The sequence below is a fragment of the uncultured Olsenella sp. genome (assembly GCF_959602185.1).
Taxonomy (GTDB): Bacteria; Actinomycetota; Coriobacteriia; order Coriobacteriales; family Atopobiaceae; genus Olsenella_I; species Olsenella_I phocaeensis.
The window spans coordinates 41,657-67,376 of the sequence record NZ_CAUGRZ010000007.1 but is presented as its reverse complement, the minus strand read 5'-3'; the positions used below and the strand labels follow the sequence as shown (position 1 = coordinate 67,376).

19 protein-coding genes are annotated in these 25,720 nt (G+C 60.8%); 6 read left to right on the top strand and 13 right to left on the bottom strand.

The features are described 5' to 3' along the window. Nucleotides 1–51 precede the first annotated feature (51 nt). On the bottom strand, nt 52–1,155 hold the full coding sequence (locus Q5923_RS06280; RefSeq protein WP_303132898.1) for a PfkB family carbohydrate kinase: 1,104 nt from the start codon (nt 1,153–1,155) through the stop codon (nt 52–54). 191 nt (nt 1,156–1,346) lie between these two features. Here Q5923_RS06280 and Q5923_RS06275 point away from each other — a divergent pair, with 191 nt between their 5' ends. Both Q5923_RS06275 and ychF read left to right on the top strand, forming a co-directional pair. After that, nucleotides 1,347–2,618: a 4Fe-4S binding protein gene (locus tag Q5923_RS06275; RefSeq protein WP_303132896.1), complete on the top strand. Its 1,272-nt coding sequence runs from the start codon at nt 1,347–1,349 to the stop codon at nt 2,616–2,618. 56 nt (nt 2,619–2,674) lie between these two features. Beyond that, nucleotides 2,675–3,739, top strand: coding sequence for a redox-regulated ATPase YchF (gene ychF / locus Q5923_RS06270; protein ID WP_303132895.1), 1,065 nt, complete (start codon nt 2,675–2,677; stop codon nt 3,737–3,739). A gap of 290 nt (nt 3,740–4,029) precedes the next feature. Here the strand turns inward: ychF and Q5923_RS06265 are convergent, their stop codons facing one another. The 3 genes from Q5923_RS06265 to Q5923_RS06255 all read right to left on the bottom strand — a co-directional run bounded on the left by Q5923_RS06265 (nt 4,030) and on the right by Q5923_RS06255 (nt 8,627). Continuing rightward, nucleotides 4,030–5,253, bottom strand: a complete 1,224-nt coding sequence (locus tag Q5923_RS06265) for a Fic family protein (RefSeq protein WP_303132893.1) — start codon at nt 5,251–5,253, stop codon at nt 4,030–4,032. Nucleotides 5,254–5,690: 437 nt separating this feature from the next. After that, nucleotides 5,691–7,151, bottom strand: a complete 1,461-nt coding sequence (locus tag Q5923_RS06260) for an LCP family protein (RefSeq protein WP_303132891.1) — start codon at nt 7,149–7,151, stop codon at nt 5,691–5,693. A gap of 21 nt (nt 7,152–7,172) precedes the next feature. Beyond that, the gene (locus Q5923_RS06255; RefSeq protein WP_303132889.1) at nt 7,173–8,627 is read right to left on the bottom strand and encodes an LCP family protein; all 1,455 of its coding nucleotides are present in this window, start codon (nt 8,625–8,627) and stop codon (nt 7,173–7,175) included. A gap of 243 nt (nt 8,628–8,870) precedes the next feature. Here Q5923_RS06255 and guaA point away from each other — a divergent pair, with 243 nt between their 5' ends. After that, complete coding sequence (guaA, locus tag Q5923_RS06250) at nt 8,871–10,463, top strand: glutamine-hydrolyzing GMP synthase (protein ID WP_303132887.1); 1,593 nt, start codon at nt 8,871–8,873, stop codon at nt 10,461–10,463. Nucleotides 10,464–11,038: 575 nt separating this feature from the next. Here guaA and Q5923_RS06245 read toward each other — a convergent pair. Further along, nucleotides 11,039–11,464, bottom strand: a complete 426-nt coding sequence (locus Q5923_RS06245) for a helix-turn-helix domain-containing protein (protein ID WP_303132885.1) — start codon at nt 11,462–11,464, stop codon at nt 11,039–11,041. A gap of 151 nt (nt 11,465–11,615) precedes the next feature. Between Q5923_RS06245 and Q5923_RS06240 the strand changes: the two genes are divergently transcribed. The 3 genes from Q5923_RS06240 (at nt 11,616) to Q5923_RS06230 (ending at nt 13,775) form a co-directional block, all read left to right on the top strand. Further along, nucleotides 11,616–12,686, top strand: a complete 1,071-nt coding sequence (locus Q5923_RS06240; RefSeq protein ID WP_303132884.1) for a site-specific integrase — start codon at nt 11,616–11,618, stop codon at nt 12,684–12,686. Continuing rightward, nucleotides 12,686–13,054, top strand: a complete 369-nt coding sequence (locus Q5923_RS06235; protein WP_303132883.1) for a plasmid mobilization protein — start codon at nt 12,686–12,688, stop codon at nt 13,052–13,054. Before Q5923_RS06240 ends, Q5923_RS06235 begins: the two co-directional genes overlap by 1 nt. A gap of 370 nt (nt 13,055–13,424) precedes the next feature. Next, entirely contained in the window at nt 13,425–13,775 is a 351-nt protein-coding gene (locus Q5923_RS06230) for a YraN family protein (RefSeq protein WP_303132882.1), read from the top strand. 68 nt (nt 13,776–13,843) lie between these two features. Here the strand turns inward: Q5923_RS06230 and Q5923_RS06225 are convergent, their stop codons facing one another. The 8 genes from Q5923_RS06225 to Q5923_RS06190 all read right to left on the bottom strand — a co-directional run bounded on the left by Q5923_RS06225 (nt 13,844) and on the right by Q5923_RS06190 (nt 25,618). Then, complete coding sequence (locus Q5923_RS06225) at nt 13,844–14,962, bottom strand: ADP-ribosylglycohydrolase family protein (RefSeq protein WP_303132880.1); 1,119 nt, start codon at nt 14,960–14,962, stop codon at nt 13,844–13,846. A 61-nt stretch (nt 14,963–15,023) separates the two neighbouring features. Beyond that, the gene (locus Q5923_RS06220; protein ID WP_303132878.1) at nt 15,024–15,755 is read right to left on the bottom strand and encodes a hypothetical protein; all 732 of its coding nucleotides are present in this window, start codon (nt 15,753–15,755) and stop codon (nt 15,024–15,026) included. Between the two features lie 26 nt (nt 15,756–15,781). Beyond that, nucleotides 15,782–17,515, bottom strand: coding sequence for a DUF262 domain-containing protein (locus Q5923_RS06215; RefSeq protein ID WP_303132876.1), 1,734 nt, complete (start codon nt 17,513–17,515; stop codon nt 15,782–15,784). A gap of 21 nt (nt 17,516–17,536) precedes the next feature. Then, nucleotides 17,537–17,866, bottom strand: coding sequence for a hypothetical protein (locus tag Q5923_RS06210; protein ID WP_303132874.1), 330 nt, complete (start codon nt 17,864–17,866; stop codon nt 17,537–17,539). Next, a complete protein-coding gene (locus Q5923_RS06205; protein WP_303132872.1) occupies nt 17,863–20,010 on the bottom strand; it encodes a PHP domain-containing protein in 2,148 nt (715 codons plus the stop codon). The genes Q5923_RS06210 and Q5923_RS06205 overlap by 4 nt, the downstream gene beginning before the upstream one ends. Then, nucleotides 20,007–23,333, bottom strand: coding sequence for a DEAD/DEAH box helicase (locus Q5923_RS06200; RefSeq protein ID WP_303132871.1), 3,327 nt, complete (start codon nt 23,331–23,333; stop codon nt 20,007–20,009). The genes Q5923_RS06205 and Q5923_RS06200 overlap by 4 nt, the downstream gene beginning before the upstream one ends. Nucleotides 23,334–23,335: 2 nt before the next feature. Further along, nucleotides 23,336–25,408, bottom strand: a complete 2,073-nt coding sequence (locus Q5923_RS06195) for an Eco57I restriction-modification methylase domain-containing protein (protein WP_303132869.1) — start codon at nt 25,406–25,408, stop codon at nt 23,336–23,338. Between the two features lie 3 nt (nt 25,409–25,411). After that, nucleotides 25,412–25,618, bottom strand: coding sequence for a DUF6290 family protein (locus Q5923_RS06190; protein WP_303132867.1), 207 nt, complete (start codon nt 25,616–25,618; stop codon nt 25,412–25,414). Between the last annotated feature and the right edge of the window lie 102 nt (nt 25,619–25,720).

Here is a 25,720-nt window from a genome sequence, read left to right as displayed (position 1 = left end):
TGCAATTGGCCCCATTCGGGCACGTAACCCGTTGGCGTTCCGTGGTGGTGTCTACTCCCCTGGCTCCCGCACGGACATGCCCAGGCGCATCCTCATGCTGCGGTCGTTGAGCGAGACGCGCGTGGCTCCGCGGGCGTTGGCGCAGGCCGATGCCGCCACCAGGCCTGCTTGTGCGCTGCGGCGCACGCCCAGGTCCTGCACCCAACCCCAGGCGATGCCTGCGGTCATTGCGTCCGAAAACTCGTTGGACTGGGGGATGGGGCCACCAGCCCAGGGCAGGAAGGCGCGCTCGGACTGACTGGCGCAGTACATTCCGCCCTCGTCCAAAGGGATGAACAGCGCGAGTGGGCCGCGCGAGAGAAGTTCGTCCGCCGCCGTGCGAATCGATGCCCTGTCGCGCAGCTCGCGGTCCAGCACCTCCCCCAGCAGCCTGACGTCCAACTTGACGAGCTCGGGTCGCTGTAGGTCGTCCTCCAGGGGCTGGCGCCTGTCGGTGGCGGAGGGCGCGAAGAAGAGTGGCGCATGCACGTTCTGCCAGAGGAAGGAGCGCGACTCGGGCGGGACGCTGGAGTCCACGACGCAGACGGCCGCTCGGTCAATCACGTCCAGGTGCGCAGCCAGGTAGTCTGCCGTCAGGAGCTCGAAGGCCTTGGCGTCCCTCAAGACGAGTCGGCGGGTTCCGTTGGGACGGGTCATGTAGACGTTGGATGCGGTCTCGAGTCCGCGCGACACGAGGGAGTCGCTGATGTCCACCCCGTCGCGTCGGCAGCCATCCATGAGTCGCTCGGCGTTTGCGTCATCGCCAAAGACGGACACGAGCCTCACCTGGCGGTCCAGGTGGGCCAGGAACTGTGCCACGCTGCGTGCCGATCCGCTGGCGACGCTGCGCACCGTGCCTTCGAGCTGCTCCGCGCCATCGGCATCGCGCTCGGGCCAGCCGATGACGTCGATGCACGCGGCTCCCACCACGGCGATGTAGGGACTCTCCTGCAGTATGTAGCGCCTGCCAAGGATAGCGCCCTTGCGTGTGAGGTTCGACACGTGCACGGCCACCGACGAGCGCGAGATGTGCGCCTTCTCGGCAAGCTCCTTCTGGGTGATGGAGGGGTTCTCTCGTATCCATCCCAGGATCTGTCGTTCCCTGTCGGTGATCACTGCGGCTCCAATCCACTAAGCAACAGTTTATCGGCTCAACGTGGTCACGGGCGAGAGGAGCCGCTGGCCTCGGGTTACGTGCCGTCCGTGCCTGGCTCGCCGCCTCCGCTGGGAGGGCCGCGCTCCTCTCTGCCGTGGTAAAATGCCAGACTGCAAAAGGCGGACGCCGCAGCTAGAGGGGGAGGTTAGACGTGGCCGAGAAGCGTGACCTGCTCGATGACCTCATCGACATACAGCAGGACTGGGCAAGCGTCTCGAACCCCCTGGGCGGCATCGCCGACACACTTGCCGCCGACCCGTCCAAGGTGAGGCAATTCGACCCCTCCGAGTTCAAGGAGCGGCCGCGCGTCAACTCGATCTTCTGCCTGCGCGTCTCGTCCGGCAGGGATGACGTCTGCAGCCGCTGCCTGGACGTGTGTCCCGTGGATGCCATCCAGATCAAGGGCGCTGCCATAAAGGTGCTGGACAGCTGCCGCAAATGCGGGCTCTGCACCATGGCCTGTCCCACCGAGGCATTCCTGGTCCAGAGAATCATGGCCAAGCAGCTCTATGACAAGATCGTCCGCGTGGCCAGCGCCTACGAACAATGCTACGTGACCTGCACCCGCGCCATCGGTCGCCTGCCCAAGGACAACGAGGTGGTGCTGCCCTGCGTGGGCGTCATGCCTACCGAGGTCTGGCACGCCCTACTGAGCGAGTTCGACAACGTGAGCGTCTACCTGCCCCTGGGCATCTGCGACCGCTGCCGCACCACCACGGGCGAGGCGGCGTATGTTGACCAGATCGGGCAGGCCGAGGAGTGGAGCGGCGGCTCGGTGGGCCTTGAGGTCGACGAGGGACAAATGACCCACGAGCAGACGCGCGCCTACAAGCGCGGCCAGTTCGTGAACAGCATGGTGCAGGCGGGCCAGACGGCACTCCTTGCTGGCAACCCCTCGCTCCTGGGTGCCAAGGCGGTGGCCCAGCGCATCCAGGACCACTCGCGCAAGATCACCAGCATGCAGCGCGAGCTCGAGCGCATGGTGGGCGACAAGACCACGGCCAACCGACGTCGCGTGCTCACGCAGAAGCGCAAGACCCTGCTCACCACCCTCCAGGGCCGGCCCCGCCTCGCGCGGCCCATCGTCCTGGACGTCCCCAGCTGCGATCCAAGCCGTTGCACCATGTGCGGGGACTGCGTCAAGGCCTGTCCCGTGCATGCCTGTGACCTCGACGCGGGAGGGCGCTTCTCCGTTGAGGCAGCCTATTGCCTCAACTGTGGGGCCTGCGCGAAGGTGTGCCCCGAGGGGGCCCTGACCATGGTGGCGGGCGACCCGCAACAGCTCGTGGTGCGCGACGAGGAGGCGGAGCGCCGCGCCAGGGCGGCGGCCAAGCAGCGGGAACAGGTCCAGAAGGCCAAGGAGGAGGGCAAGAGGCAGCTCAAGCGCGGCCTCGACATCCTCGAGCGCCTGGCGGACGACTAGAGACCAGCAAGGGCGGGGGACGCGGGCGTCCCTCGCATGGAATAGGAGTTGAGGACGTGGCACTTTCCATCGGCATCGTGGGCCTTCCCAACGTGGGCAAGTCGACCCTGTTCACCGCGCTCACGCGCAAGGGCGGTCTCGCGGCCAACTACCCCTTCGCGACGATCGACCCCAACGTGGGCATCGTGGACGTGCCGGACGCACGCTTGCAGAGGCTGGCAGACATCGTGCATCCCGCACGCATCGTTCCGGCGACGGTCGAGTTCGTGGACATTGCCGGTCTGGTGAAGGGCGCAAACGAGGGAGAGGGGCTGGGCAACCAGTTCCTGTCCAATATTCGTAACACCGACGCCATCTGCGAGGTCGTGCGCTACTTCTCCGACCCCGACGTGGTGCATGTGGACGGGCGCGTCGACCCTGGCTCCGACGCCGACACCATCCAGACCGAGCTCGTCCTGGCGGACCTCGGCACGCTCGAGCGCGCCATCCCCAAGCTCGAGAAGGAGGCCAAGCGCGACAAGGAGAAGGCCCCCAACCTGGCCATCGCCAAGAGGCTCCAAGACTGGCTCAACGAGGGCAAGCGTGCGGCCGAGCTCGACATGAGCGACGACGAGCGCGCGGCGGCCCACGACCTCTTCCTCCTCACCATGAAGCCCATGCTCTATGTGGCCAACGTCGACGAGGACAAGGTCTCCGAGGTGCCCGCTCCCATCAACGGCCAGACGCCCATTCCCATCTGCGCTGAGGTCGAGGCGGAGCTCGCCGAGCTCGACGCCGAAGAGGCGGCCGAGTATCTCGAATCCCTGGGCTTGGAGCACAGCGGGCTCGAGACCCTGGCACAGGCCGCCTATCACCTGCTAGGACTGCAGAGCTACTTCACGGCGGGCGAGAAGGAGGTCAAGGCCTGGACGGTCCGCATCGGTGCCAAGGCACCCGAGGCCGCCGGCGTGATCCACTCCGACTTCGAGCGCGGCTTCATCAAGGCCAAGACCATCAGCTACGAGGACTACGTCGAGCTGGGCGGCGAGGCCGGCGCGCGTGAGGCTGGCCGCCTGCGCATGGAGGGCAAGGACTACGTCGTCCAGGACGGCGACGTGATGGAGTTCATGTTCAACGTGTAGCGAGCTGGGTTGCTGAGCCTGTGGGCCGTGCGACCCTCGCAGCCCCCTCGCCCTGCGAATTTGCTCGTCGAGTGCGCAAGCTTAAGCCTTGCTACTTCGCGAGTGCGCAAGCTTAAGCCTTGCTACTTCGCGAGTGCGCAAGCTTAAAGGCTGGAATTGCGCACTCGACAACGAAGACCGCCCCTCTCGCCACGAAGGGCCAGGTGGCCGGAAGCCGAGTGCGCAAGCTGAAGCTTTCAGTTTGCGCACTCGACGCTTGTCTGTGGGGGAGAGACTTCGTCCTAAGATGTCTACAGCAGGCTCTTTACTTCCTCGCTCAGCTCGAACCTGAGGGGACGCCTGCGTGTCGTCACCATCAGCCCGAGCTCTTCGAGCCTTTTGGTGTACTTGCGTGCCTGCTGCTGTGAGACATTGGAATGCGAGGCGACCTCGGCAAGGCTGGTTCCGGGGAACGTGGCGAAGAGTTGGAGCTGGATGAGCATAAATAGGACGCTTGCCTCCTGTTCGGACAGTCCTCGCTCGCTCACGACCTGCGATAGGAGCTTCGAGGCCTCTTCGAGCGCCGTTCGCTTCTGGGTCAGGTCGTCAACGATTTGCTCTTGAGCGACAAGGATGTTCTCGAGGAGGTTCCAGACGAAGAAGGTGAGCTCCCCGTGGTTGAGGGGGCTTTCTGCCTGCTTGAACGACTTGTAATAGGCGGCTCGGTTCTCTGCGATGACCCTAGAAAGCGAGAGCGATGTGAGTGTGGAGAGCGGCCGGCTGAGGTAGAGTGCGAGCAGATAGCGCCCCGTGCGTCCGTTCCCGTCGTAAAAGGGGTGGATGTATTCGAAGTAGTAATGCGCGATGATCGCGCTGAAGGTCTGGGGCATGTCCTTCCTGTCCGCGAGCTCGATCATGCGGGCAATGGCCTCGATGATCTTCTCCTCCGGCTCGATTCCCACATGAAGGACCTTCTGATTCGCTCCGATGATCTCAACCCCACCTGCTCGGAATAGCCTTCCGTCAGGCACGACGCCATGCATATCTTCGCCCCTCATGACGAGGTCGTAGACTCTGCGCACGTCTTCTGGGCTGCTTGGGTACCCTCGGTCATGGTCGCTGAGGTCCAGGTAGAGCTTTGCGAATTCCCTGAAGCGGCGGTCCCGTGACGGATCGTCCATAGAAAGTTCCAGGTCGAGGGCATCACTCACCTGCCTGCGCGTGCTGTGAACGCCCTCCAGCTCGTTCGTGCTGACGACCTCGTCGATGACGAGGCTGCGCACGAGGGCGGCGCTTGCCACGGGGGGCAGCGCGCCCATGGCCGCCGAGACGGCGCGCTCGTTGCGCATGACGCGTTCGTTGAGCACGGAGAGCTCTCTCGGGGTAGCAAGGAACAGCTCTCCGTTCGGGGTCAGCAAGCTTGTGCGAAAGGTCGAGTCGGCTTCGAGTCGCTCCCGTGCAAGACGCGCGTTGTGCGCGAACCTGTCGGAGGAAGCATCCGCATAGAAGATCTTCTCAAGGGAGCGGTATGACATGGTCTGCGCCTCCGGACGTTGGGAGTATGACTAGTGGCGTCTGATAGTCACTCTTATTTATACTAACTGGCAATTAGTATAAATAAGAGTGACCTATGATTCGCCTGTACTTCGTCTCTGCTTCGCGAGTGCGCAAGCTTAAAGGCCGGAATTGCGCACTCGACAACGAAGACCGCCCCTCTCGCCACGAAGGGCCAGGTGGCCGGAAGCCGAGTGCGCAAGCTGAAGCCTTCAGACTGCGCACTCGACGCTTGGGCGGTGGAGAGGGGCCGCGACTGGGTTGGCTGCGAACCCTGAAAGCGAAAGACACCGCAGCTGACCCCAGCCGGCTAACCCCCGGCTCGTCCTAGCTTGCTGCGGAGACCAAGAGACTCCCCGTGTCACAGCGGGTAAGAGAACCGCCATCCCTGGGGGCACCAGTCCTCCTGACCGCGGCACTAGGACTTGTAGTCGCTTCCCAGTACCACGATCACGTCGACACTGGTGTTCCAGCTGCCGTCGTTCTCCTCGATGATGGAGTCGTCCAAGCCCAGGGTCTTGGCTGCGCCACGAGCCTTGGCGGACGACGGGGCGTTGTAGATGACGCGCGTGACGCTCGACTCGCCATCCGCGTTGCCCGCCATGGCCGAGAAGCCCGCGCCTACGAGCTTGTTGGCGGCGTTGCCCGCAGCGCCGTTCTTGCCGCTCGCGTTGAGCACGCTCACGTTCCCAGAGTAGACGGGCCCCTCGCTTGCGCTCGAGGCGGTGCCGGAGTCGCCGCCCGAGCTCTTGCCCACCGACCCCGCCACGCCTGCGGTGGTGTCCTGCGAGGCGTCGCTGTAGGGTGGAAGACCCTGGTCGACGCGGTCCATCATCACCTTCCATGCTGCGGTGTCGCAGATCTCGTACCATAGGTCGTTCATGTACTTGGCGGTCGTGGGACAGAGTCCGGAGTAGATGTCCTCGTCCACGTCCATGCCGATGAACTGCGAGACAAGGCCTGCGATGGACGAGACGTCGAGGTCGGTGGTGACGTATCCCGCCATGGTCGAAACCGTGTTGGCCATGGTGATGGGGTCGCTGGAGAGCACCTTCTTGGTGACGGCGCCAATGAGCATGCGCTGGTTGGCGGCGCGATAGAAGTCGCCTCCTCCGTAGTTGTCGTAGGCGTGGCGGGTGCGTCCCAGGAGGGCGGCCGTCTGGCCGTCCAGGGTGTTCTCGCCCGCGGGGAGGTCGAGGCCGGTGTAGTCGGGGTCCTTGACGTCCACGGGCAGGTCGACGGTGACGCCTCCCACTTGGTCGACGATGGCCGCGAATCCGTCCATGTCCACCTCGGCATAGTGGGAGATCGAGACTCCGGCGAACTCGGAGACGACCTTCGTCGCGTAGGCCGCGCCGCCATAGGAGTAGGCGGTGTTGATCTTCTGCTTGCCGTTGACCCCCAGGTCGACGTAGGTGTCGCGGGGAATGGAGACCAGCGTCACCTTCTTGTTCTGGGGGTCCACGCGGGCAAGGATGATCGTGTCGGTGCGGTAGTTGCTGTTGTCCGCGCCATACTCCGAGCCCTGCGCGCGCTCCTCGTCCTTGTCAACACCCAGGAGGAGCATGTAGAAGGGCTCGTTGTACTTGGTCTCGGTGAGGACGGAGCGCAGCTCGCTGCTCACGCCGGCACCCAACTTGCCGTTTATGCTGATGATGTAGCCCCAGACGCCGACGACGGCAGCCACGAGTAGCACGGCCACGCTGGCGAGGATGCCGCGTAGCACCCTGCCCCTGCGGGCGGAGGCGCGCTTCTTGGCGTAGTAGGGAAGGGCGTTGCGCCTCGAGAGGATGTCTGCGGAAGGCCCGCCGGCGAAGCGCCTTCCCCTGCTGGCGCGTCCCTCGGCCTGCTCCTGGTCGCTGTTCCTCAGATGTCGCATGGGCTAGCTCCGCATCGCTATCTATTCGTAGTCGACCCCAAGGGTGACCACGACATCGTAGCCGTCGTACTGGCTGTCGCTGCTCTCCTTGTATGTGACCTTGAGCCCGAGCGTCCGCGCGACTCCCGCCGCCTCTGCCTCGTGGCCCGTCGTGTAGGTGATGGTCGTGGTCTGAACGCTCGCCCCGGCGTTACCGGAGCTGGCGCCAAAGCCCGCCCCGTCCAGCTTATCCGCAGTCTTGCCCGCAAGGCCGTCGGTGTGGGTGCCGTTGAGCACGAGCACGTCGCCCGAGTAGCTGGGCTCGACGTCGGAGGACGTGGAGGCGTTCCTCTCGCCTGTCGAATCACCCTGGGTGGTCGCGGCGGTCGAACTTGCGTTGGAGCTGTTGTCGCCGATCCGCGCCGAGGCGTCGCTCGCCAGGTCTTGGTTGCCGTCCTCGTAGGGGCTGAGGCCCCTGTTGACGCGGTCCATCATCTTCTTCCAGGCGGCAGTGTCGCAGATTTCGTACCAGGTGTCGTTGACGTACTCCGGCGTCGTGGGTTCCATGCCGCTCATGATGTCGCTGTTGACGTCCATGCCAAGGAACTGGGTCGAGAGGCTGGCGATCGACGACACGTCCATGTCGGTGGTGACGTAGCCGGCGAGGGTCGACACCGTGGACGCGAGCGTCAGGGGGTTGCTCGCCAGCACCTTCTGGACCACGGCGCTGATCACGATGCGCTGGTTGGCGGCACGATAGCGGTCCCCGTCGCCGTAGACGTCGTAGGCGTGGCGGGCGCGACAGAGGAGGGCCGCGGTCCTGCCGTCCAGGGTGTTCTGGCCTGCCTTGAGGTCGAGGCCGGTGTAGTCGGGGTCCTTCACGTCCACGGGCAGATCGACGGTGACGCCACCCACCTGGTCCACGACCGCAGCGAGGCCGTCCATGTCGACCTCGGCGTAGTGCGAGATGGGCACGCCCGCGAAGTCCGATATGACCTGGGTGGCGTAGGCCGCCCCGCCGATGGAGTAGGCGGCGTTAATCTTCTGGGTGCCGTTGGAGCCGAGCTTGACCTGGGTGTCTCGGTGGATGGAGACGAGCGTGACCTTCTTGTTCTGGGGGTCGATGCGCACCAGCATGATGGAGTCGGAGCGATACGCGTTGTCGGAGCTGCCGTACTCGGAGCCTCCGGCACGCGACTCGTCCTTGTCGATGCCCAGGAGCAGCATGTAGAAGGGGTCGCCGGCCTCGTGGTCGCTGAGCACGGACGAGAGGGTCTTGTTCACGCCCTTGTTGAGCTGGGCATTGATGTTGCTGATGTAGGCCCAGGCAGTGGTTCCCAGCGCGACCATGGCGACGAGCAGGGTCACGAGCACGGTCCGCACCACCGCGTGGCGGCGGCGGGAGCGACGCATGCGGGAGTAGCGCTCCAGCGACCCCTCGCGCGAGAGCTCCTGGGCTCCGAGCTGTTCTGGCTGCGAACTCCTGCTCTTGGCCAAGGGGGCTCCTTTACCGTTAACCGTGCTCTTTGGGGCAGGGAATCCGGGTATGAATTCCTCCATGTATAACCACCTAATAATAGTCGCAGTGGCCTGCGCGCGCATGAAGCACACAAACGCTCTCAGGCATCCGACTCGGCCTTTGCGCTGGTCTACAATGAACCGGAAAAACAGGTGGCGTTGGTGTCGGGCTCGGGTCTCCGGCGCCGCGGACAAGAGCTTGCGCACAGAACAGGAGCAGCAATGAAGGCTACCAGGCCAGGACAGTTCGTCGCGGTCTTCGACTTTGGCGCCCAGTACGGCCAGCTGATCGCACGTAGGGTGCGTGACCTGCACGTCTACTCAGAGATCGTTCCCTGCGACATCTCCGCCGACGAGCTGAGACAGATGGCCCCCTCCGCCATCATCCTGTCTGGCGGTCCCGCCTCCGTGTACGCGGACGACGCGCCCGACATGGACGCGGCCGTCTTCGAGCTGGGCACCCCCATCCTGGGCTTCTGCTACGGCCAGCAGATCATGGCCGTCAAGCTGGGTGGGAAGGTCGGCCACACCGAGAAGGGCGAGTATGGTCCCGCGACGCTGGTGCGCAAGGGCGAGGCGCGCATCCTCGATGGCACGCCCGAGGGCGGGCAGACCGTGTGGATGAGCCACCGCGACGCCGTGAGCCAGGTGCCCGAGGGCTTCGTGGTTACCGCCAGCACCGAGACCTGTCCCATCGCCGCCATGGAGTGCCCCGAGCGCAACTTCTACGCCACGCAGTTCCATCCCGAGGTGCGCCACACCGAGCACGGCCAGGACATGCTGAGGAACTTCCTCTTTGGCGTCTGCGGGCTTGAGGCCAGCTGGACCATGGACAACATCGTCGAGCAGAAGGTCACCGAGATCCGCGAGGCGGTGGGGGGGCGCAAGGTGATCCTGGCGCTCTCTGGCGGCGTCGACTCCTCGGTGGTCGCGGCCCTCGTGCACCGCGCCATCGGTGACCAGCTCACCTGCGTCTTCGTGAACCACGGCCTGCTGCGCAAAGGCGAGCCCGAGATGGTGGAGCAGGTCTTCCGCAAGCAGTTCAACGTGCCCCTGGTGCACGTGCACGCCGAGGAGCGCTACGCCAGGATGCTGGCGGGCGTCACCGAGCCCGAGCAGAAGAGGCGCCTGATCGGCACCGAGTTCTGGAAGGTCTTCTTCGAGGAGGCCCAGAAGATTGGTGGCGTTGAGATGCTGGCCCAGGGTACGATCTACCCTGACATCATCGAGAGCGGCGCGCGCAAGACGGGCGGCAAGGCTTCGACCATCAAGAGCCACCACAACCTGATCCCCTTCCCCGAGGGCGTGCGCTTCGACCTCATCGAGCCCCTGGACCACTTCTTCAAGGACGAGGTCCGCGAGCTGGGCGTGAGCCTGGGCCTGCCGGCGGGCATGGTGTACCGGCAGCCGTTCCCCGGGCCCGGCTTGGCCATTCGCATCATCGGCGACGTCACGCCCGAGAAGCTGGACATCCTGCGCGACGCCGACGCCATCGTGCGCGAGGAGCTGGACGCGTACAACGCGCGGCTCTTCGAGGAGACGGGCGAGAGGAACAGCGAGCACAGCTGCTGGCAGTACTTCGCCGTGCTGCCCGACATCAAGAGCGTCGGCGTCATGGGAGACGAGCGCACGTACGCGCGACCGATCATCGTGCGCGCCGTGGAGTCGAGCGACGCCATGACCGCAGACTGGGCGAAGCTTCCCTACGAGGTGCTGGGCAAGATCAGCAGCCGCATCGTGGGAGAGGTCGCCAGCGTGAACAGGGTCGTCTACGACGTGACGCCCAAACCGCCCGCGACTATTGAGTGGGAGTAGGGAAATAGCCCATTTCATCTAGTCTCATCCTGCACGTCTAGTCGCGGTGGTTAGCAACTAGTGCCCTGTATTGGACAAAGCCACCGGGACTTTTGGGGAGTGACAAACGCCAGAAAGCCCCGGAATCTTCGGATTTAAGGGCCTATTCTATGGGTGCTAACCTGCGGAAATACTCTTCACTCAATCGTGCTGGGGTGACGCGTTGCGACTTGTTGCAAAGAGAAGCGACTAGATGCCAAAACATGCCAAAGCGAGAAGAGTATTTTCATCGCGTTTTTTAGCCGCATGCCCGTTTTGAGCTGAGTCATGTAGTCACCCCGCTTTTTCAGCCCTCCATTTTGCAAAACCGCAGGTAGGAGTGAAGAGTAACAAATCGTGAAAATCCGCGATTCCCGGCGATTTCGGGCTGTTTTCGAGCCCTTCGGAGAGCTGTTTGTCGCTCTCAACACTGTGTGCAATAGGCGACTCCGGTCCCATTTTGGCCCCCGAGAACCGGCAATAGTAATGCGAGAGTGACGATTTGCGGCAAAGAAAAGGGATGCCGCAGCGTCCCCTGAGGAGCTATATGCCCTGCCCTAGCCCATGAAACGAGCTTTCCAGGTCTCGTAGTCGTCCTCGTCGATCTCGCCGGCGGCGAGCTGGTCCCTCATGCGCTTCCACGCCTTAAGGGCCTGCGCGGCCTTCTGCGAGCCTTCCTTCTTGGGATCGGGCGCCACGGCCACTCCGTCTTCGGTGACGACGGGCATGAGGCCCAGCTCCCTCTCGTAGCGGAACAGCACCTCAAGCGCGCCCCTCGCGCCGCTCACGCCTATCTCACGTATGGAGTCGGCGGAGACGTCCAGGGCCTCGGCAATACGCTCTATCTGCTGGTCGCTGGGCGTCCTAATGTCCCGCTCGTAGTTGCGGATGGCGGACTCGGTGAGCCCCACCTCGTCCGCGAGCTCCCTCTGCGTCATGCCGCCCTCGTTGCGGTACCTGCGTATGCGTGCGCCTATCGTCATCTTTCCTCCTGAAAACGCATGGGTACAGGATATTGCAGCACGCTTCCGTGCGCAATCGATTGACAGCACGCACATGTGCTGTTACTGTACGTGAATATACAGCACAATAACGTGCTGTATATTCCTACGAAATGATTAGAGGGAGCGGCGCATGTCGGTGAGGATGGAGCCCAACGGGACGTGGACGGCGCAGGTGTGGTACCGCGACTACAACGGTGACTCGCGGCACAAGACCAAGCGCGGCTTCAAGAGCGAGGAGGCGGCGCGCGCCTGGGAGGAGGAGTTCTCCTCGAACGCGCAAGGCTCGGTCAGCTCCACCTTCGCCGCCTTCTACGAGGTCTACGAGGCGGACATGCGCCCGCGCCTGCGCGAGCACACCTGGTACACCAAGAGCTACATGATCAAGGGCAAGATACTCCCGTACTTCGGCAACATGCGCGTGGATGAGATTGAGCCCATCGACGTGGTGCGCTGGCAGAACCGACTCATGGCCCGCCGCAACGAGAAGGGCGAGCCCTACGCGCCCACCTATCTGCGCTCGGTGAACAACCAGCTCTCCGCCATCTTCAACCATGCCGTGCGCTACTACGGCCTCAAGAGCAACCCCTGCGCGAAGACCACGCGCATGGGCTCGTCCAAGGGCGGCGAGATGCTCTTCTGGACGTGCGAGGAGTACCTGCGCTTCGCCGATGCGGTGTCCGACAAGCCGGAGAGCTACTACGCCTTCGAGGTGCTCTACTGGTGTGGCCTGCGCCTGGGCGAGCTCCTGGCCCTCACGCCACCAGACTTCGACTTCTCCCGCTCCGAGCTCAAGGTGACGAAGTCCTACCAGCGCCTGCACGGGCGCGACGTGGTGACGCCGCCCAAGACGCCCAAGTCCGTCCGAACCATCGTGATGCCCAAGTTCCTCACCGACGAGCTCGAGCAGTGGGTGGGATCGCTTCCCATCGGCGAGGACGAGCGCATCTTCACCTTCACCAAGGCCAAGCTCCACCACGAGCTCGACCGCGGCTGCAAACGCTCGCACGTCAAGCGCATTCGCATCCACGACCTGCGCCACAGCCACGTCTCGCTGCTCATAGAGATGGGCTTCTCCGCCGTGGCCATAGCCGAGCGCCTGGGCCACGAGAGCTCGGACGTGACCTTTCGCTACGCGCACCTCTTCCCCGACAAGCAGGGAGAGATGGCACGCGCCCTCGACGCGACCAGGGCGGGCATCTGATGCCGTGCCCGAACGACCGCAGGAGGCGGAGCGCCACGGTGGCCTTCCGGATGACGCCGGAGCAGAAGCTCTGGCTCGACCGGGTGACGGCCGAGAGCGGCATGAGCAAGCAGGACTTCATCATGGCGAGGCTGCACGACGAGGCGATCACCGTGGTGCCGAACATCCGGGTGTACCGCGCCCTGCGCGAGAACATGCTGGAGCTGCTTAGGGAGCTGTCGCGTATACGCGCCGGCGGCACCGTCGACGAGCGGCTTCACGACGAGGTGGATCGCCTGACCAAGGAGTTCATAGACCTGCGCGGTGATGTGGACGCCGCCACCGTCAACACCGAGCGACATGACATCCTCGAGATGAGTCGCCGATAGCTTTGCGTGCCTGAAAGAGAGTCGAAACGCCGTTCCCCGTGGCGATGGGGGCAACGTTGCCAGCGCACGCATCCCCCAGAGCCCGAGATGCCCCTGCGACGTACCCTGACGCTTCTCCAAGCCTCGTGTGGGCATCCAATGCCTCCTCGCGCCTTGCCCACCTCCAGGGGCTCTCCTTGGACTCTTGCAGGCTCGCCGGGAACCGCCTACGGCCGCAAGGGCCGCAAAAACTTTTCGCCGGGCACGGGGCGCCCTTTCGAAAACTCGGGCCCTCCGGTTTTTGCTTTCCCCCTTGCACCCGCGCGAACCCCGCCGGCATGCGAGCCACAAGGCGCGCCACCGGGGCGGGCCGGGAGCTAAGGAGGACGTTATGGAGGCCATCGACACCAGGGTCAAGAAGGGCATCAGGGTCTACCTCGAGCGCAGAGGCTTCGAAATCTTGGAGGAGGGCTGGGCGCACGGCGGGGACGTCGCCGACTTCATCGCCCGCGACGAGGACGACCTGGTCTTCGTCCACTGCCAGATCACGCAGAACGGCGGCGAGGGATTTCCCGAGGAGGACGCGAATCGCGTGGCGCTCGAACGGCTCGCGGCTGCCTACCTCGCCGAGCACCTGGACTCCGAGGACATCCGGATCAGGTTCGACGTCGTGAGTATGCTCATCGTCGGCGAGAGCCGGGCGCTTCTTCGCCACCACCTCAACGCACTCGGCACGCTCTAAGCGCAGGGCGCCCCTGGGAGCTTCGGCTCCCGGGGGCGCTGTCCATGCAGAATCATGCGCTGACTGAACTACTTCCTTTCGGCGACATCCGGATACGTGTGATAGATGTACTTGTTCGTCCAGACCTCGTCTTCGTAGTCGCCGAATTCAGTCATCTGGCAGTCGTTGTAGAGGTCGTCAGCGACCTCTTGAATCACGTCCTTTAGCTCCAGATTCTCGATGAATTTGTTCGGTATTCCCGAGATGCCGAGGCTCGCTCCCATGATGTTCCCGGTCACGGCACCGGTAGAGTCGCTGTCACCGTTGTGGTTTACGGCAGCTACTAGGGCCGCTTCGAAGTCGTCGGGGTGCTTTATGGCGCAGTAGGCCGCTATCGCGAGCGTCTCCTCAGCCACCCATCCCTCGCCGAGGGAGTGAATCGCGTCAAGGTCGTCGATGTTCTCATGAGCGAATTCAACCGCCCTCTCCATGAGGTTCACGAAGGCGTTCAGGTGCCTTGCATCGGGAAACAAGCCTTTGACGGCGTCTATTGCGGAAATGACGGCTTCTTCGATGCTTGAATCCTCGTGGACAAGGATGTTAATCATGTGCGTAAGCGCAGCTGCCGGTATGTATCCCAGCTCATGCCCGTGAGTGATGGCGGCGACCTCCGCCCCGACCAGGTCCGGGTTCTCAACCTGCCGGCCTTCCGGCGCGAAGTACAGGCCGACCGGGGCGACCCTCATGACGCCACCGCAACCTTTGCTGTCATTTATCGGCTCATCGATGGTCCCTGTCTTCCCGCTGCGCAGCGCAAAAAGACACGTGTTGCCGGGAGCCCGCCTGTCGAACAGCTCGGGGATGTTTACCAGCCAGGAATAGGAGTCTTCCGTGTTGAGCGGATATTGCCTGGTCTGTGTTCGCAGCCAGTCCCCATAGCAAAGCGCCACGTAGGAGGGGTAGCTTCCCATGATGCCTCGCATCATGCCGTGCGTCGTTCCAAGCAGGAGCCCTGTCGCCGTGAAGAGTGCCATCTGCGTGTCGTCGGAAATCTGTGCGACACCGTCTACGAGCTCGTAGCTGGTAATACCGGAGGGTCCGTAGTGCCTGGATACCTCGCGCTCATCGAGAAACTCAACCGGATAGCCGAGCGCATCCCCGGCAGCACCTCCTATGAGGCAGCCCCTGTACTTGTCCAAGTTCTTCATGAGGCCTCCCGATTGCTTTCCTATAGCTGTGAAAGTGCCGAGCCCAGGCGCGCCTGCTTTGCTAACGTCCAAACCCTTTTTCAAAACCGCGCTTGGGACGGAACTTATGTCCCGCCTTGAGCTGCCCTATCATCGAGCTGATTTTCTTGGAATCTTCTGCGGACATCCCTAGCTCCGCGCACCGGAGGAGCACCGTCTCTGGGTCAACTTGCCTCCAGTCGGCTTGATGGTTCATGAGGTCCGCCTTGAAGCGTTCCTCTTCTCGCCACTGCAGTCTGTTGTTGTAACCGGCAGCACATTGCGCGAGAAAGCCAAGTATATGATCGAGCGCCTCCGGTATCTCATCCTTCATGCTCGCATACACGGGCTGCATGTCAGCCCTCATCAGCTCGCCGTTTGCGTTGACGACGACAAAGGTGGGCTTAAATGCAGCCTTGAACCAGCTGCAGTCCTTCTCGGTCCAGGGGACAATGAAGACACGTTCGAGGCCGCTGCTTCTAATCTCGCCATCAATTGTCGGATCTGTGTATACAGCCATGAGATTGCCCGCAGCATTGGAAACGCCTCTGCCCGACCAATTCAGCGAGATGCCGTAACTGGCAAGCTTGTCCTCCGCCTTCTTGAACTCAGTATCCGCTTTCACATCCAGCACGTCTTGCATGGTTTCTTTATCCTGCGTAAGGATGCAACCACCGCCGTTGTCATCGAGCCAAGCTGCACCAGCAGCTATTGCAGCGCTATTGGGGCCAACGGTATCAATGAGAAAATACTCAATGGCATTGTCTTTGTTCATATGCAGCCTCTCAATTTCCAGCTGGCTCACTTGAGCAGACCGAGCTCACCCAGATAGTCGACAAACGAGCTGATTATCTCGTCGGTACGCTTCATGATATCGCCTTCGGTGAAGTCCTCGCGCGTACGGGCAAGCTCCAGCAGCTCCTCGTTGTCGGTGCCCACTTTCTCAATACCCTTGTCGTTCACAAAGCCCTCGTAGTACTTCTTCTTGTCGCTGAAGCGATAGTCAGACGCCCTGATGTTCACGTGCTTCTCGAGCATCGCCTTGTTGCCCAACGCCTCGATGTTCGACGGGTCGCTCAGGGGTGCCGTCTCGGTTCGCTTCTTCGCGTAGATATGCTCGATTTCGAGCGTTGTGTCGAGACTCATGAGCTTCTGCTTAGGATTTTGGAACGCCCACCATACGAGCATCGAGCGCGTGAAGCGCCTCTGGTTCGTGAATGCGTACGCCTTGAATCGCGATCTGATGTCTTCGCGGCCGAAGCGGTATGCAGAAAACTCCACAGGCTTTTGGTCGATGATGTTCTCCATCTGCGGGAAGACGGGCACGCGCAGGGCGTTCACGCCCGGACGCTCTATCGAGTAGGCGTATATGAACCCTGTGATGAGCTGCAGGAAATCGTAGAGCGCCGCCTCGTCGCAGGAACCATCCTCGTCGTGGTTGGCGAGGAACCAGACAGACAGTAGGTATGTCCACATGCCGTTCGGGGCGTAGTTGAGCACGAACAGCTCGCGCAGCACCCTCTCCGAAAACCCCTCCTGGCGGTCTACCTTCTTCCAGAAATCCAGCAGGACCTCTAGATCGGACAGGGATTCTTCGCTCTTGAGCATCTTGTAGGAGTCCTGACCGAAGAAATCGCGCAGTGACTGCGTCGTGGTGCTGTGGATATGCTTGCAAGCGCGACGGTAGTACATGTAACGGGTAAAGAGCTCGTCCATCGGGGTACCCACCGCCGGGTGGAAGATGTCCGTCGCGTTCTCCTCAAGCGCCTTCCAGTGTTCTATAAACTCGTCTTTACGGCCTAGGGAGGAGAAATACTTGTAGAACTGGCTCTTGAAGATGTCCGCATCTGCGAGCGGAAGCCCGCGGTCATTGAGCGTAGAGAAGATGCGCAGCGCCGTATCCTGCGATTCCGCCTCGATGGGCAGCAAAATGACGTTGTTCAGGATGCGCGTGGCGAGCAGGGCGACGTACGACGGCCACTCGCTGGCCATGTCGGTTATCTTCTGCTGGAAGTAGCGGCAGTTGCAGGCATACGAGCTCTTCCATCCTTGCTCGACCACGCCGCTCTTGAGGATTTCCAGGAACTCGCCCTTGTCGTTGTCAGACGCGACCTCAGAGTCGATTTTGAGGCGGTTCATGTCCGGCTCGTCGAACTCGTCCGTCTTCCAGACACAGCGGGCGATGCTCTCGCGCACCTGCTTCGACTGCTTGTCCTTCATGTTCCCGAACTTGTCGTAGAAGGCGCGCAACAAAAGCATGATGGTCGTGAGACGCTGCTGGCCATCGATGATCTCAAGCTGGCTGTCGTCGTTGCGGAACGTGACTATGGGGCCTAGAAAATACTCGTCGGACTCACGCTTGAACTTGTCGCAGTCGTCATCCGGAAACGCGAACGCGAACAGGTCGTCCCAAAGCGTCGCGCATTCGTCCTCTCCCCAGGCGTACGGCCTCTGGTAGTCTGGAATGAGGAAGTCCGCGTGCTTCTCGGTCAGCAGCTCCCTGATGCTCTTCTGGTCTATGTTTAGCTTTGACATGCGATCAACCTTGCCCTCTATCTATTTGCCTTCATCTGCGCCCTCAATTGGAGCGGCAAGGCCCTTCTCAATAATTTCATGTCGTGCGGACGCTAAGTCGCTGTTCAAAAGCGTGATGTATTCACTGCAAACGTCTTGATACATCGCAGTTGTGCCTTCATCTCTATCCTCCAGCTCAACCGTCACATCACCTTCCATGACTTCCGCTAGCAAGGTTTCATACACGGCTTTCAGCCCGTTGATTCCATCTTGACTTGTTAGCGCGACATCTTGTTCCTTTTCGTCAACGGTGAAACGGAGTGCTTCATTGTCGTTATCGAGTCTTACAACTTTGGCTGTAATGACTTTCATCTCATACCTGCCTCATATACGTCTCTACGGTTGTAGAATGCTTCCTTGCTTCCTTCTAAGACTTCAAGGCTCTTCTTAGTCCAGCTGAGCACATTGCTAGAGTCATTGATGTCGACCAGCTCGTCTGTAAACGGATTGCCGATATAGGTTCTGTAAACGCCATTGTCATGCTCTCGATACACCGACAGATACGGGAGCGTCCTAACCGCGAGGTTCGCGTTGTGGGTCGCTAGAACGACGGCCTTTCCCTGTCGCGCTAGTTTTTGTATCCGCTCTCTAATGACGGCATCAACATACGAGTTGCTCATTCCGAGCTCAGCTTCATCGAGTATGTACACATCTGCATCTTTATTCAGCGTGTGACTCAGAAGCAGAATTCCTTCCTCGCCACTTGACGGAGCATATTCGTCGTTACTTTCGTCTAGTGCAATGTATCTGCTGATTCCAATGAATGGAGAGAGGTCCGATATAGCATGTTCATTGCAACGAGCAGCGAAATCTTGTTGCTTTGCGTTCGCCATTGGCCCCATCGCTTCATCGCGTAGCTCTTCGAGGGCAATCTTCCACGTCCTTAGGTCGCGAATGCCTTTCTCGAACTCTTTCGTTTTAGATTCTTTTGAAAGGTATCTGTACCGCGTTACGATATAGGCATCGCCCTTGTCGCCTAAGTCGCCTAAATACTCTCTTCCAAATTCATGATTCGGATTGATTGGTGCGAGTGCGTTTATCAGCTTTTCAGCGGTTTCTTTGAGCTCTATTCGCGCTTTGACGAAAGCGAGAAAGCCCGTCGACCCCGGCTTGGATTTTGTCTCGGACTTGGCATCAATCTCGTTCTTAATCTTTGCCAAAGCAATATTAGCCAGTTCTATGCTTCGATATTCAATGAAATGCTCTTTCGATTGATGATGGATACTTCTACCCAATTTTTCCAGCAAAGCAAGAAGGGTGTCGGCGTCTTGCTTTTCGAGATAGCTACCATATCCGTTGTCACGGTATGCAGCAACAAAGCTCGACACCGCCTTGTTCGCCTTTTGATCTGTCGTAAATGCACTGTCGGATAGCTCGTCGAGGTTTTGAGCGTTGGATAACTCAAACCTGTCTTTGTTGTTATTGTTTCCGCGCGTGCTCCACCAAGTCACGTACGCACTTAGGGAGGTCGGCGTCGCATCTGACCAGTTCAGGATCTTTGAAATCTCATCCGATCCGTTAGTTCTTCCGAAGCGAGACGGCTCTCGGACGAGATCTTCAGTCGATAGCAGCGTATTGAAACCTTCATGCTTCTCATTCCCGTAATAGCTACAGCATGTCCTGCCCTCTGACAACAGCACTTTCTCAATCGACTTCAATATCTCTGTCTTGCCAGTGCCTTTCTGACCGAACATCACATTGATGTCTTCCCTTAGGGTCAGACTTACGTCAACGCCGGCATGAGGATGAGCGATAACGTTAAAGGTTCCACGCTTTCCAAGGAGAGTTTCGATGGTTTTGCCATCCCGCTTGGCAAGCAGGCAGAACTGCTCAAACGAGCTCACGGGGAGCCTTAAATCCGGAAGCTCGCAGTTGGGATACTTATTCCAATCCTGTACGTCGCTTCCAAGCATCATGTTGAAGCCGTGGTTAGTCCAGATGCCGACTGTGACCAGGCTTCTGGGCTCATAGAAGAGTCGCCACTTTTCCTCTTCGCCGATGAGAGTTTCCATCTCGCTCATGTCTTCTGGAGAAATATGGGGGCTCTTATCGTGGGCATGAGATATGAAAATCGCGCCGATGTCTCGAAAGTGGCTAAACACCTCGCCCACGTTTACCAGCACTTTGTCGGGAGACATGCTTCCAGTAAGCTGCTGCAATGCCGTATTGAATTGATCCTTCTTTGATGGGCCCGTTATGACCAGCATGTGCCAGTGGGACTTGTCTCTACTGCCGCAAACATCAAGTTCAACACCAGGCCAGAGCTTCTCCTCTTCGCCGAGTTCTTTATTGAAGCGGTTGAATTGCTCTAAGTCGAACGTGTTGTGATTTGTAATAGCGACGATATCGACTTGTGCATCATCGACAGCCTTTTTGAAATCTTCTGGGCAAACATTGCGATTGGGAGAATCACCTTGCTTGCACTTCTTAGTATGGCAGTGTAAGTCTATTTTCACAGCTTCCCTCCGAACGTTTGCTCGACGAATTCGGCGAGCTTGCCTTCCTTGGCGAGTTCGGCTGAGTCGGCCTTCACGAAGTTCGTGTCGCAGTCGCCGCCCACCTCGCCGTTCGCGCCAAGGATGTAGTTCGTCGCTATCTGGTAGATGATCTCGGTCGGCGCGATGCCGAATACCTGCTCCTCGAGGATGTGGTTAAGCCTTGCACGGTCATCCGGGAAAAGCTCGCGCATCCTAACGTTGTTGAACAGGCGCTTTATGATTTCGGTGATGTAGAGGCCGCTCTTCATGTAGAGGTCGGCGAAGGTGTGATCCGGGTCGTCGAAGCACCCTGGGTTCTCCTGCTCGAACAGGTCGACCATCTTCACGACCACGCTTCGTGGCGTGAAGATTTGGTTGGTCTTCTGCGGCGGCACGTAGTCGAAGATGTCCTCGTCCTGGCTGTCGTCGAAGTAGTTGGCGAGCTTGCCGCGCAGGCCGATGAACTCGTGCACCGAGTCGTCGAAGACCACGGGGTCGAAGAGCTGCCCCTCGAAGTGGACCGTCTCGCCTCTCTCGGGGTCGGTGACGTCTCCGCCGTCGCGCAACAGGCGGAACTGCCCCACGGTCACGCCCGTGACCTCCAGGAACACGTCAGCGGGGATGATCTGGTCGAATCTCGCGAGGGTCGTGCCCGCGTCGCCGTAGGCCATCAGGAACGAGGGGATCGTGCGGGAGAAGCCGCGCAGGTGGTCGCGGATGCTGCCCTCGATGGTCTGCTTCTTGCTCTCCCTCTTGGCGGTCTCCACCTCGCGAACCACGGTCTCGCCGGCGCTCTTCACCAGCTCGTCGCGTGAGCCCTTGAGGCTCTCCACGAGGCTCTGGCGTGCGCCCTCAATCTGCTCGTCGCAGGCGCGGTTGATCTCGTCGGCCTCCTCCTGCGTCTGCGCGAGGTCGAGCTGGCTTGCGCGGTCCTTCTCGATGCGGTTCCTCTCGATGGTGAAGTTGCCCACCTCGCGGTTGAGCCTGATGTCCACGTCCGCCTTGATGCGACGCTCCACTCTCTTCTGCTGCGAGGAGCGGAACTCGTCGCCGTACTTCTGGTTCGCCGCCTCCACGAGTGGCTTTGCAATGCTCTCGCCGAACATGGTCTGCAGGTTGTCGAGGAACACGTCGTCGGGGTCTCCGCCCTCGTCGACGGTTATGGAGTCGATGGCGTCGTCGAGCTCGTCCGCGATGGAGCCGTAGACCTTCTCGCCGAACATCCCCTCGGCAAGGCCTATCACCCGTTCCTGCGGGATGTCGATCTCGCCGTTCTCGTCGAGGTCGAGCTCGTCAGCCGTGTCCTCGCGCACGCCGAGCTCCTTGCTGGGAGCCTTGAAGGGCTCGAGCCTCTGCAGCACGTCGAGCACCTCGGCGGGCGCACGGAAGACGTTCGCGATGTTCTGGAAGAGGAAGTCGCTCATGAAGCCGCGACGCACCACCTCGCGCGAGCGGATCCTGCGCGGGATGGAGAGAACGCGCTCGGCGTCGAGCTCCACCATCTCGCCGTTCTCGTCCTCGCCGATGACTGGGAAGAAGTTGAGCAGCGTCCGCACGCGCTGCTTGCGGTCGTCTGCGGTGCCGCCGCCAGAGGCGGTGTCGGTGTAGAGATCGTTGGCGAACTCCTCGAAGATGGTGAGGGTGCGGGCTGGGTCGAAGTCGAAGACGTAGGCGTTCTCCTTGCGCAGGAACTTCCCGCTCCTTTTGAACAGGCACGGGTTCTGCGCGCGGAAGGCAGCCTGCATGTAGAGCGAGGGGCTCTTCATGTTGGAGAGCATGAGCACCGCCGTCCACTCGGGAACGGTGACGCCGGTGGTGAGCTGGCCGACCGAGAGCGTGATGGTGCGGTCGTGCTCGGCTATGGCCTCGCGCACCTTGTCGAAGGCCTGCGCGCTCGCCTCGCCGTCGTCGAGCTTGCCGTCGCCGGCGGCGAGCACGATCTCGTAGTCCTTGAACACGGGGTGCTGCCTCAGCTTCTTCGCGAGCGCCTTGGCGGAGTCCACGCGGTTGAGCATCCAGAACGTGTGGCGCAGCTCGTCTCTGAGCTCGGGGGTGGAGAACGGGAACTTCCTCTGCGTGGTGAGCGCGTCCAGGAAGCGGTCCACGTCCTCGTTGTGCAAGAAGTAGCCGTTCTCGTTGGTGGCGAAGAACTCGTTCAGGTCGAAGGCATACTCTACGGTCTCGCCGTCTATGGTCATGCCGCGGCTGACCTCGTCGGCCACGATGTCGGACATCTGGTAGGTGAACATGTTGAGGCGCGGCAGGTCCGCGTAGGGGTTCGGAAGCTCCGGGTCGTTCCAGTCCCTCTTGGCCTTCTGCTCGTCGGCGTAGGTCCAGTTGAAGATGGCCTCCTCGGGGAACTTCTCGTTGGCGATGGCCTTGAAGGGCGTGCCCGAGAGGTGCAGCGTGAACGTGCGCTTGATGTGGTCGAAGGCCACGTCGGTCTTGAAGGTGTCCACGCCCTCATGCGCCTCGTCGATAATGAGGACGTCCCACTCGAGGTTGGCCACGTGCTCGAGCTTGTCGTACTTACCGCCGAAGTCGATGGCGCCCTTCAGGTCCTGCAGGCTCACGAACTCGATGAAGCCCTTGGGGCCGCCCTTCTGGAGGCCGTCCAGGTACTGCTCGCGGGTGAGGCAGTACTTCCTGCCCTGGAGCGCGGGGGCCGAGCTGATGAACACGAGCCCGGAGTCGCGCCCCACGAACTTCTCGTAGTCGTCGTACCAGGAGTTGGCGATGGCGGGGCGGTTGGTGACGATGAGGACCTTCTGCGCGCCGACGCGCTTGCAGAAGTCGTAGGAGGTGAGGGTCTTGCCGAAGCGTGGCTTGGCGTTCCAGAGGAACTCGCCGCCCTCGTGGCTGCGCGCGTAGCTCGCGGTCTCCTCGGAGGCGCGCCCCTGCTCGTCGCGCAGGCGGTACTCGATGGTCGCGTGCGCGTCTGCGACGACGCCGTGGTTCTCGCGGAACTCGTAGAAGCGCATGTGGGCTGGGTCTGGCTCGATCTCGAACCACTCGGTGCCTGGCTTGTCCTTAATGTCGAGCTTGCGCAGGTAGCTGTGGAAGTCCGTGTCGTGGAAGGTCTCGCCCGTGTCCTCGTAGGTTGCGTTGCCGTGCCACTCGAGCTTGTACACCACGTCTATCGTGTGCGCCTGCTGCTCGAGGCGGTCCTTGACTTTCTGCTCCGTGTAGCCGATCTTGGTCCAGCCGTCGTGGCGGGCAATCTCGGGCGTGGTGTAGGCGTATATCTGCGGCAGCGCCGGACGTGAGGTTTTGACGAGGTTGCTGATGTCGGTGAAGGCCATGGCTAGTCCATCTCCTTCACGTGGGACTCGATGAAGTCGACTTCATCGTTGGAGAGGCCGTACTTTGCGTAAAGCTGCTGGTCGATTTCGGAGACGGACCTCGACCAGTCGATGTCAGAGGCGGTGGTGAAGTCTTGAAGGGGAATGAACTTCCACTTCTCGGGCGGGTTGTCCTGCGTGATTTTGAGAATGCCAAGCAATGCGCGCGTGAACTTTGACTTCACGTACTTTAGGATAGCTTCAGCCTCTTCTCGGGTGTCCACAGCACCTATTCCAATGAAGGACTGTGTATAGCCGATTAGCGGCTCGCCGATTAGCGGCGTAGATAGTACTTCTCCTAGAGCGCCAGAACCGTTTGACTTGGGCAATACGACCTTAAATTGCTCAAGATTTCCATTATCCTCAATATATTTGCGTTCAATCCATTTATAGATACGTTTATTACCAGGTTGACTTAGTCCAAGTATGCGAATGGAATCTTCTGTTTGTTGGACATCTGAAAATACGGCAAGTTTATTGAATGAGCTTGTAACAATACGCCGCTCGCGGCCATCGCTACTGATGATTTTGGCTGCCTCGGGATAATCTTGGTAGAGCTCGCCGAGGTTAAAACGTTCTTGTAGATACATCAAGTCTGTGATGCAGCCATTATGTAAATCTGAAACGACCTTCTGGCGTATGGAACGCAGCTCCTCAAAGGGGGTGAAGACCTCTATGGGGCCAGACTCTCTATTGGCGTTGCGAAGAGTGACGACTACCCCTCCTTTGATATCGGTATTTGGAAAAACGGTTGAGCTAACCTGCTCGTACTTAAGAACCTCAAGATGCGGGTCAGAAAGCATCTTGGTATTCCACTCTTTGGGCGTCTTGCCGGCATTAAAGAGGAAGCGACCTGGGGTAATGAGCTCTACTCGGTCGGCAAGCTTGTAGCACTCGTCCATAAAGTAGTTGTAAATTGGTTTATCGCTGGTGCCCTGAACCTCCTCCTGGTACGGAGGGTTGCCGATTACCGCATAGAACTTCTTATTCATGGGGCGTGCCTTGCCTTTCATTTCCTGGAACTCGAGGGGCTCGTTTTCCCGCCAGTCATATATGACGCAGAGGGGCACCGTCTCGCCGGACTCCTCTTCCCTTTCTTCTTCAACTGCATCGTCGAAGGGCGATTCGTCCAGGAGGTCGAACAGCGTGGGCTGCAGGGGCTCCGGCACGGGCTCCTCATATCCGAAGAGCACCGACTGCACGACGGCGTCCATCTTGTTGGTGGGCACCGCGCAGGTGAAGCCGTTCATCTGCCAGATGTTCCACGAAACTATCCATGCGGCCTGGTCCAGCTCCTCGTCGGACATGCCCGCGCCCCAGCGCTCGCGCAGGTGCTCGCAGAACGTCTCGAACACGTTGATGCGAGCGAGGAGCAGGTTGTCGCCCTGGTACTCGAAGCCGTAGGAGGCCTTGAGTGCTGCGAGCCCCCAACGCACCCACTCGCGGCGCGACTTGGTCTTTTCGCTCACGACGCGCAGCTTCCGGTCGAGGAAACCGATGCGCTCTGCCACGGGGAGGGCGTCTCCCGTGACGGTGTCGTAGCGCGAGCACACGAATGGCGCCTCGCCGCAGGTTATCTCCAGGCGCGGGCTCTCGACGTAGGCGTGCCAGCCGCATCCCTTCCTCCTGGGGAAGACGACCGGCTCAGGGCTGGTGCGCCACGCGGTGCCGTCCTCCACGTTGAAGGCGTCCCGCATGCCGAGCCATGCGCCGTCGAGGTCGTTGTTCATGCGGTTCACCAGCCACGACGGAGTGAACACCTCGGCGCGCGTCCTGGTGCGCTGCGACTGGTGCTCCTGCTCCTTGGCGATGCGGGGCTTGATGACGCCGGAGGAGAGGCCGGTGATCTTCTCGACGGTGATCTCGTCGTCCCCCATGTAGCCGTCGCCGAGAGCCTCGTACTCATTGTCGGCCCAGATGATGTTGCGGCCGGTGGTGCGGTCGCTGAGGAGGATCTCCAGGACGCGTGTCGGATAGCGCGAGTCGAAGCTCTCGATGAAACCAGAGCCAGCAGTATGTAGCTCGTCTAGCGCCACTGGCTACTGTCCCTTCTTCGTAAGCTCTTCGATCATGCACATGCGGATGAAGGCGCTGAAGCTGATTCCCTTGAGGGCGGCTGCCTCCTTGCCCGCGTTGCGCAGGTTCTTCGGAATCCTGATCGTAATGGCGGCCATGTCGCCGCCCACGAGGAACTCCTGCTTCTCGGTGTCCGTTGCCCCGTTTTCGACGAGGTCTGAGTACTTCATCGTCCGGTCTCCGTATGAGTCGGAATGCAATACATTTGCAAGATATCTTATCACTGGCATGCGACAGCAATTACAAGCTGTCGGCCAAATACAGCACAATAT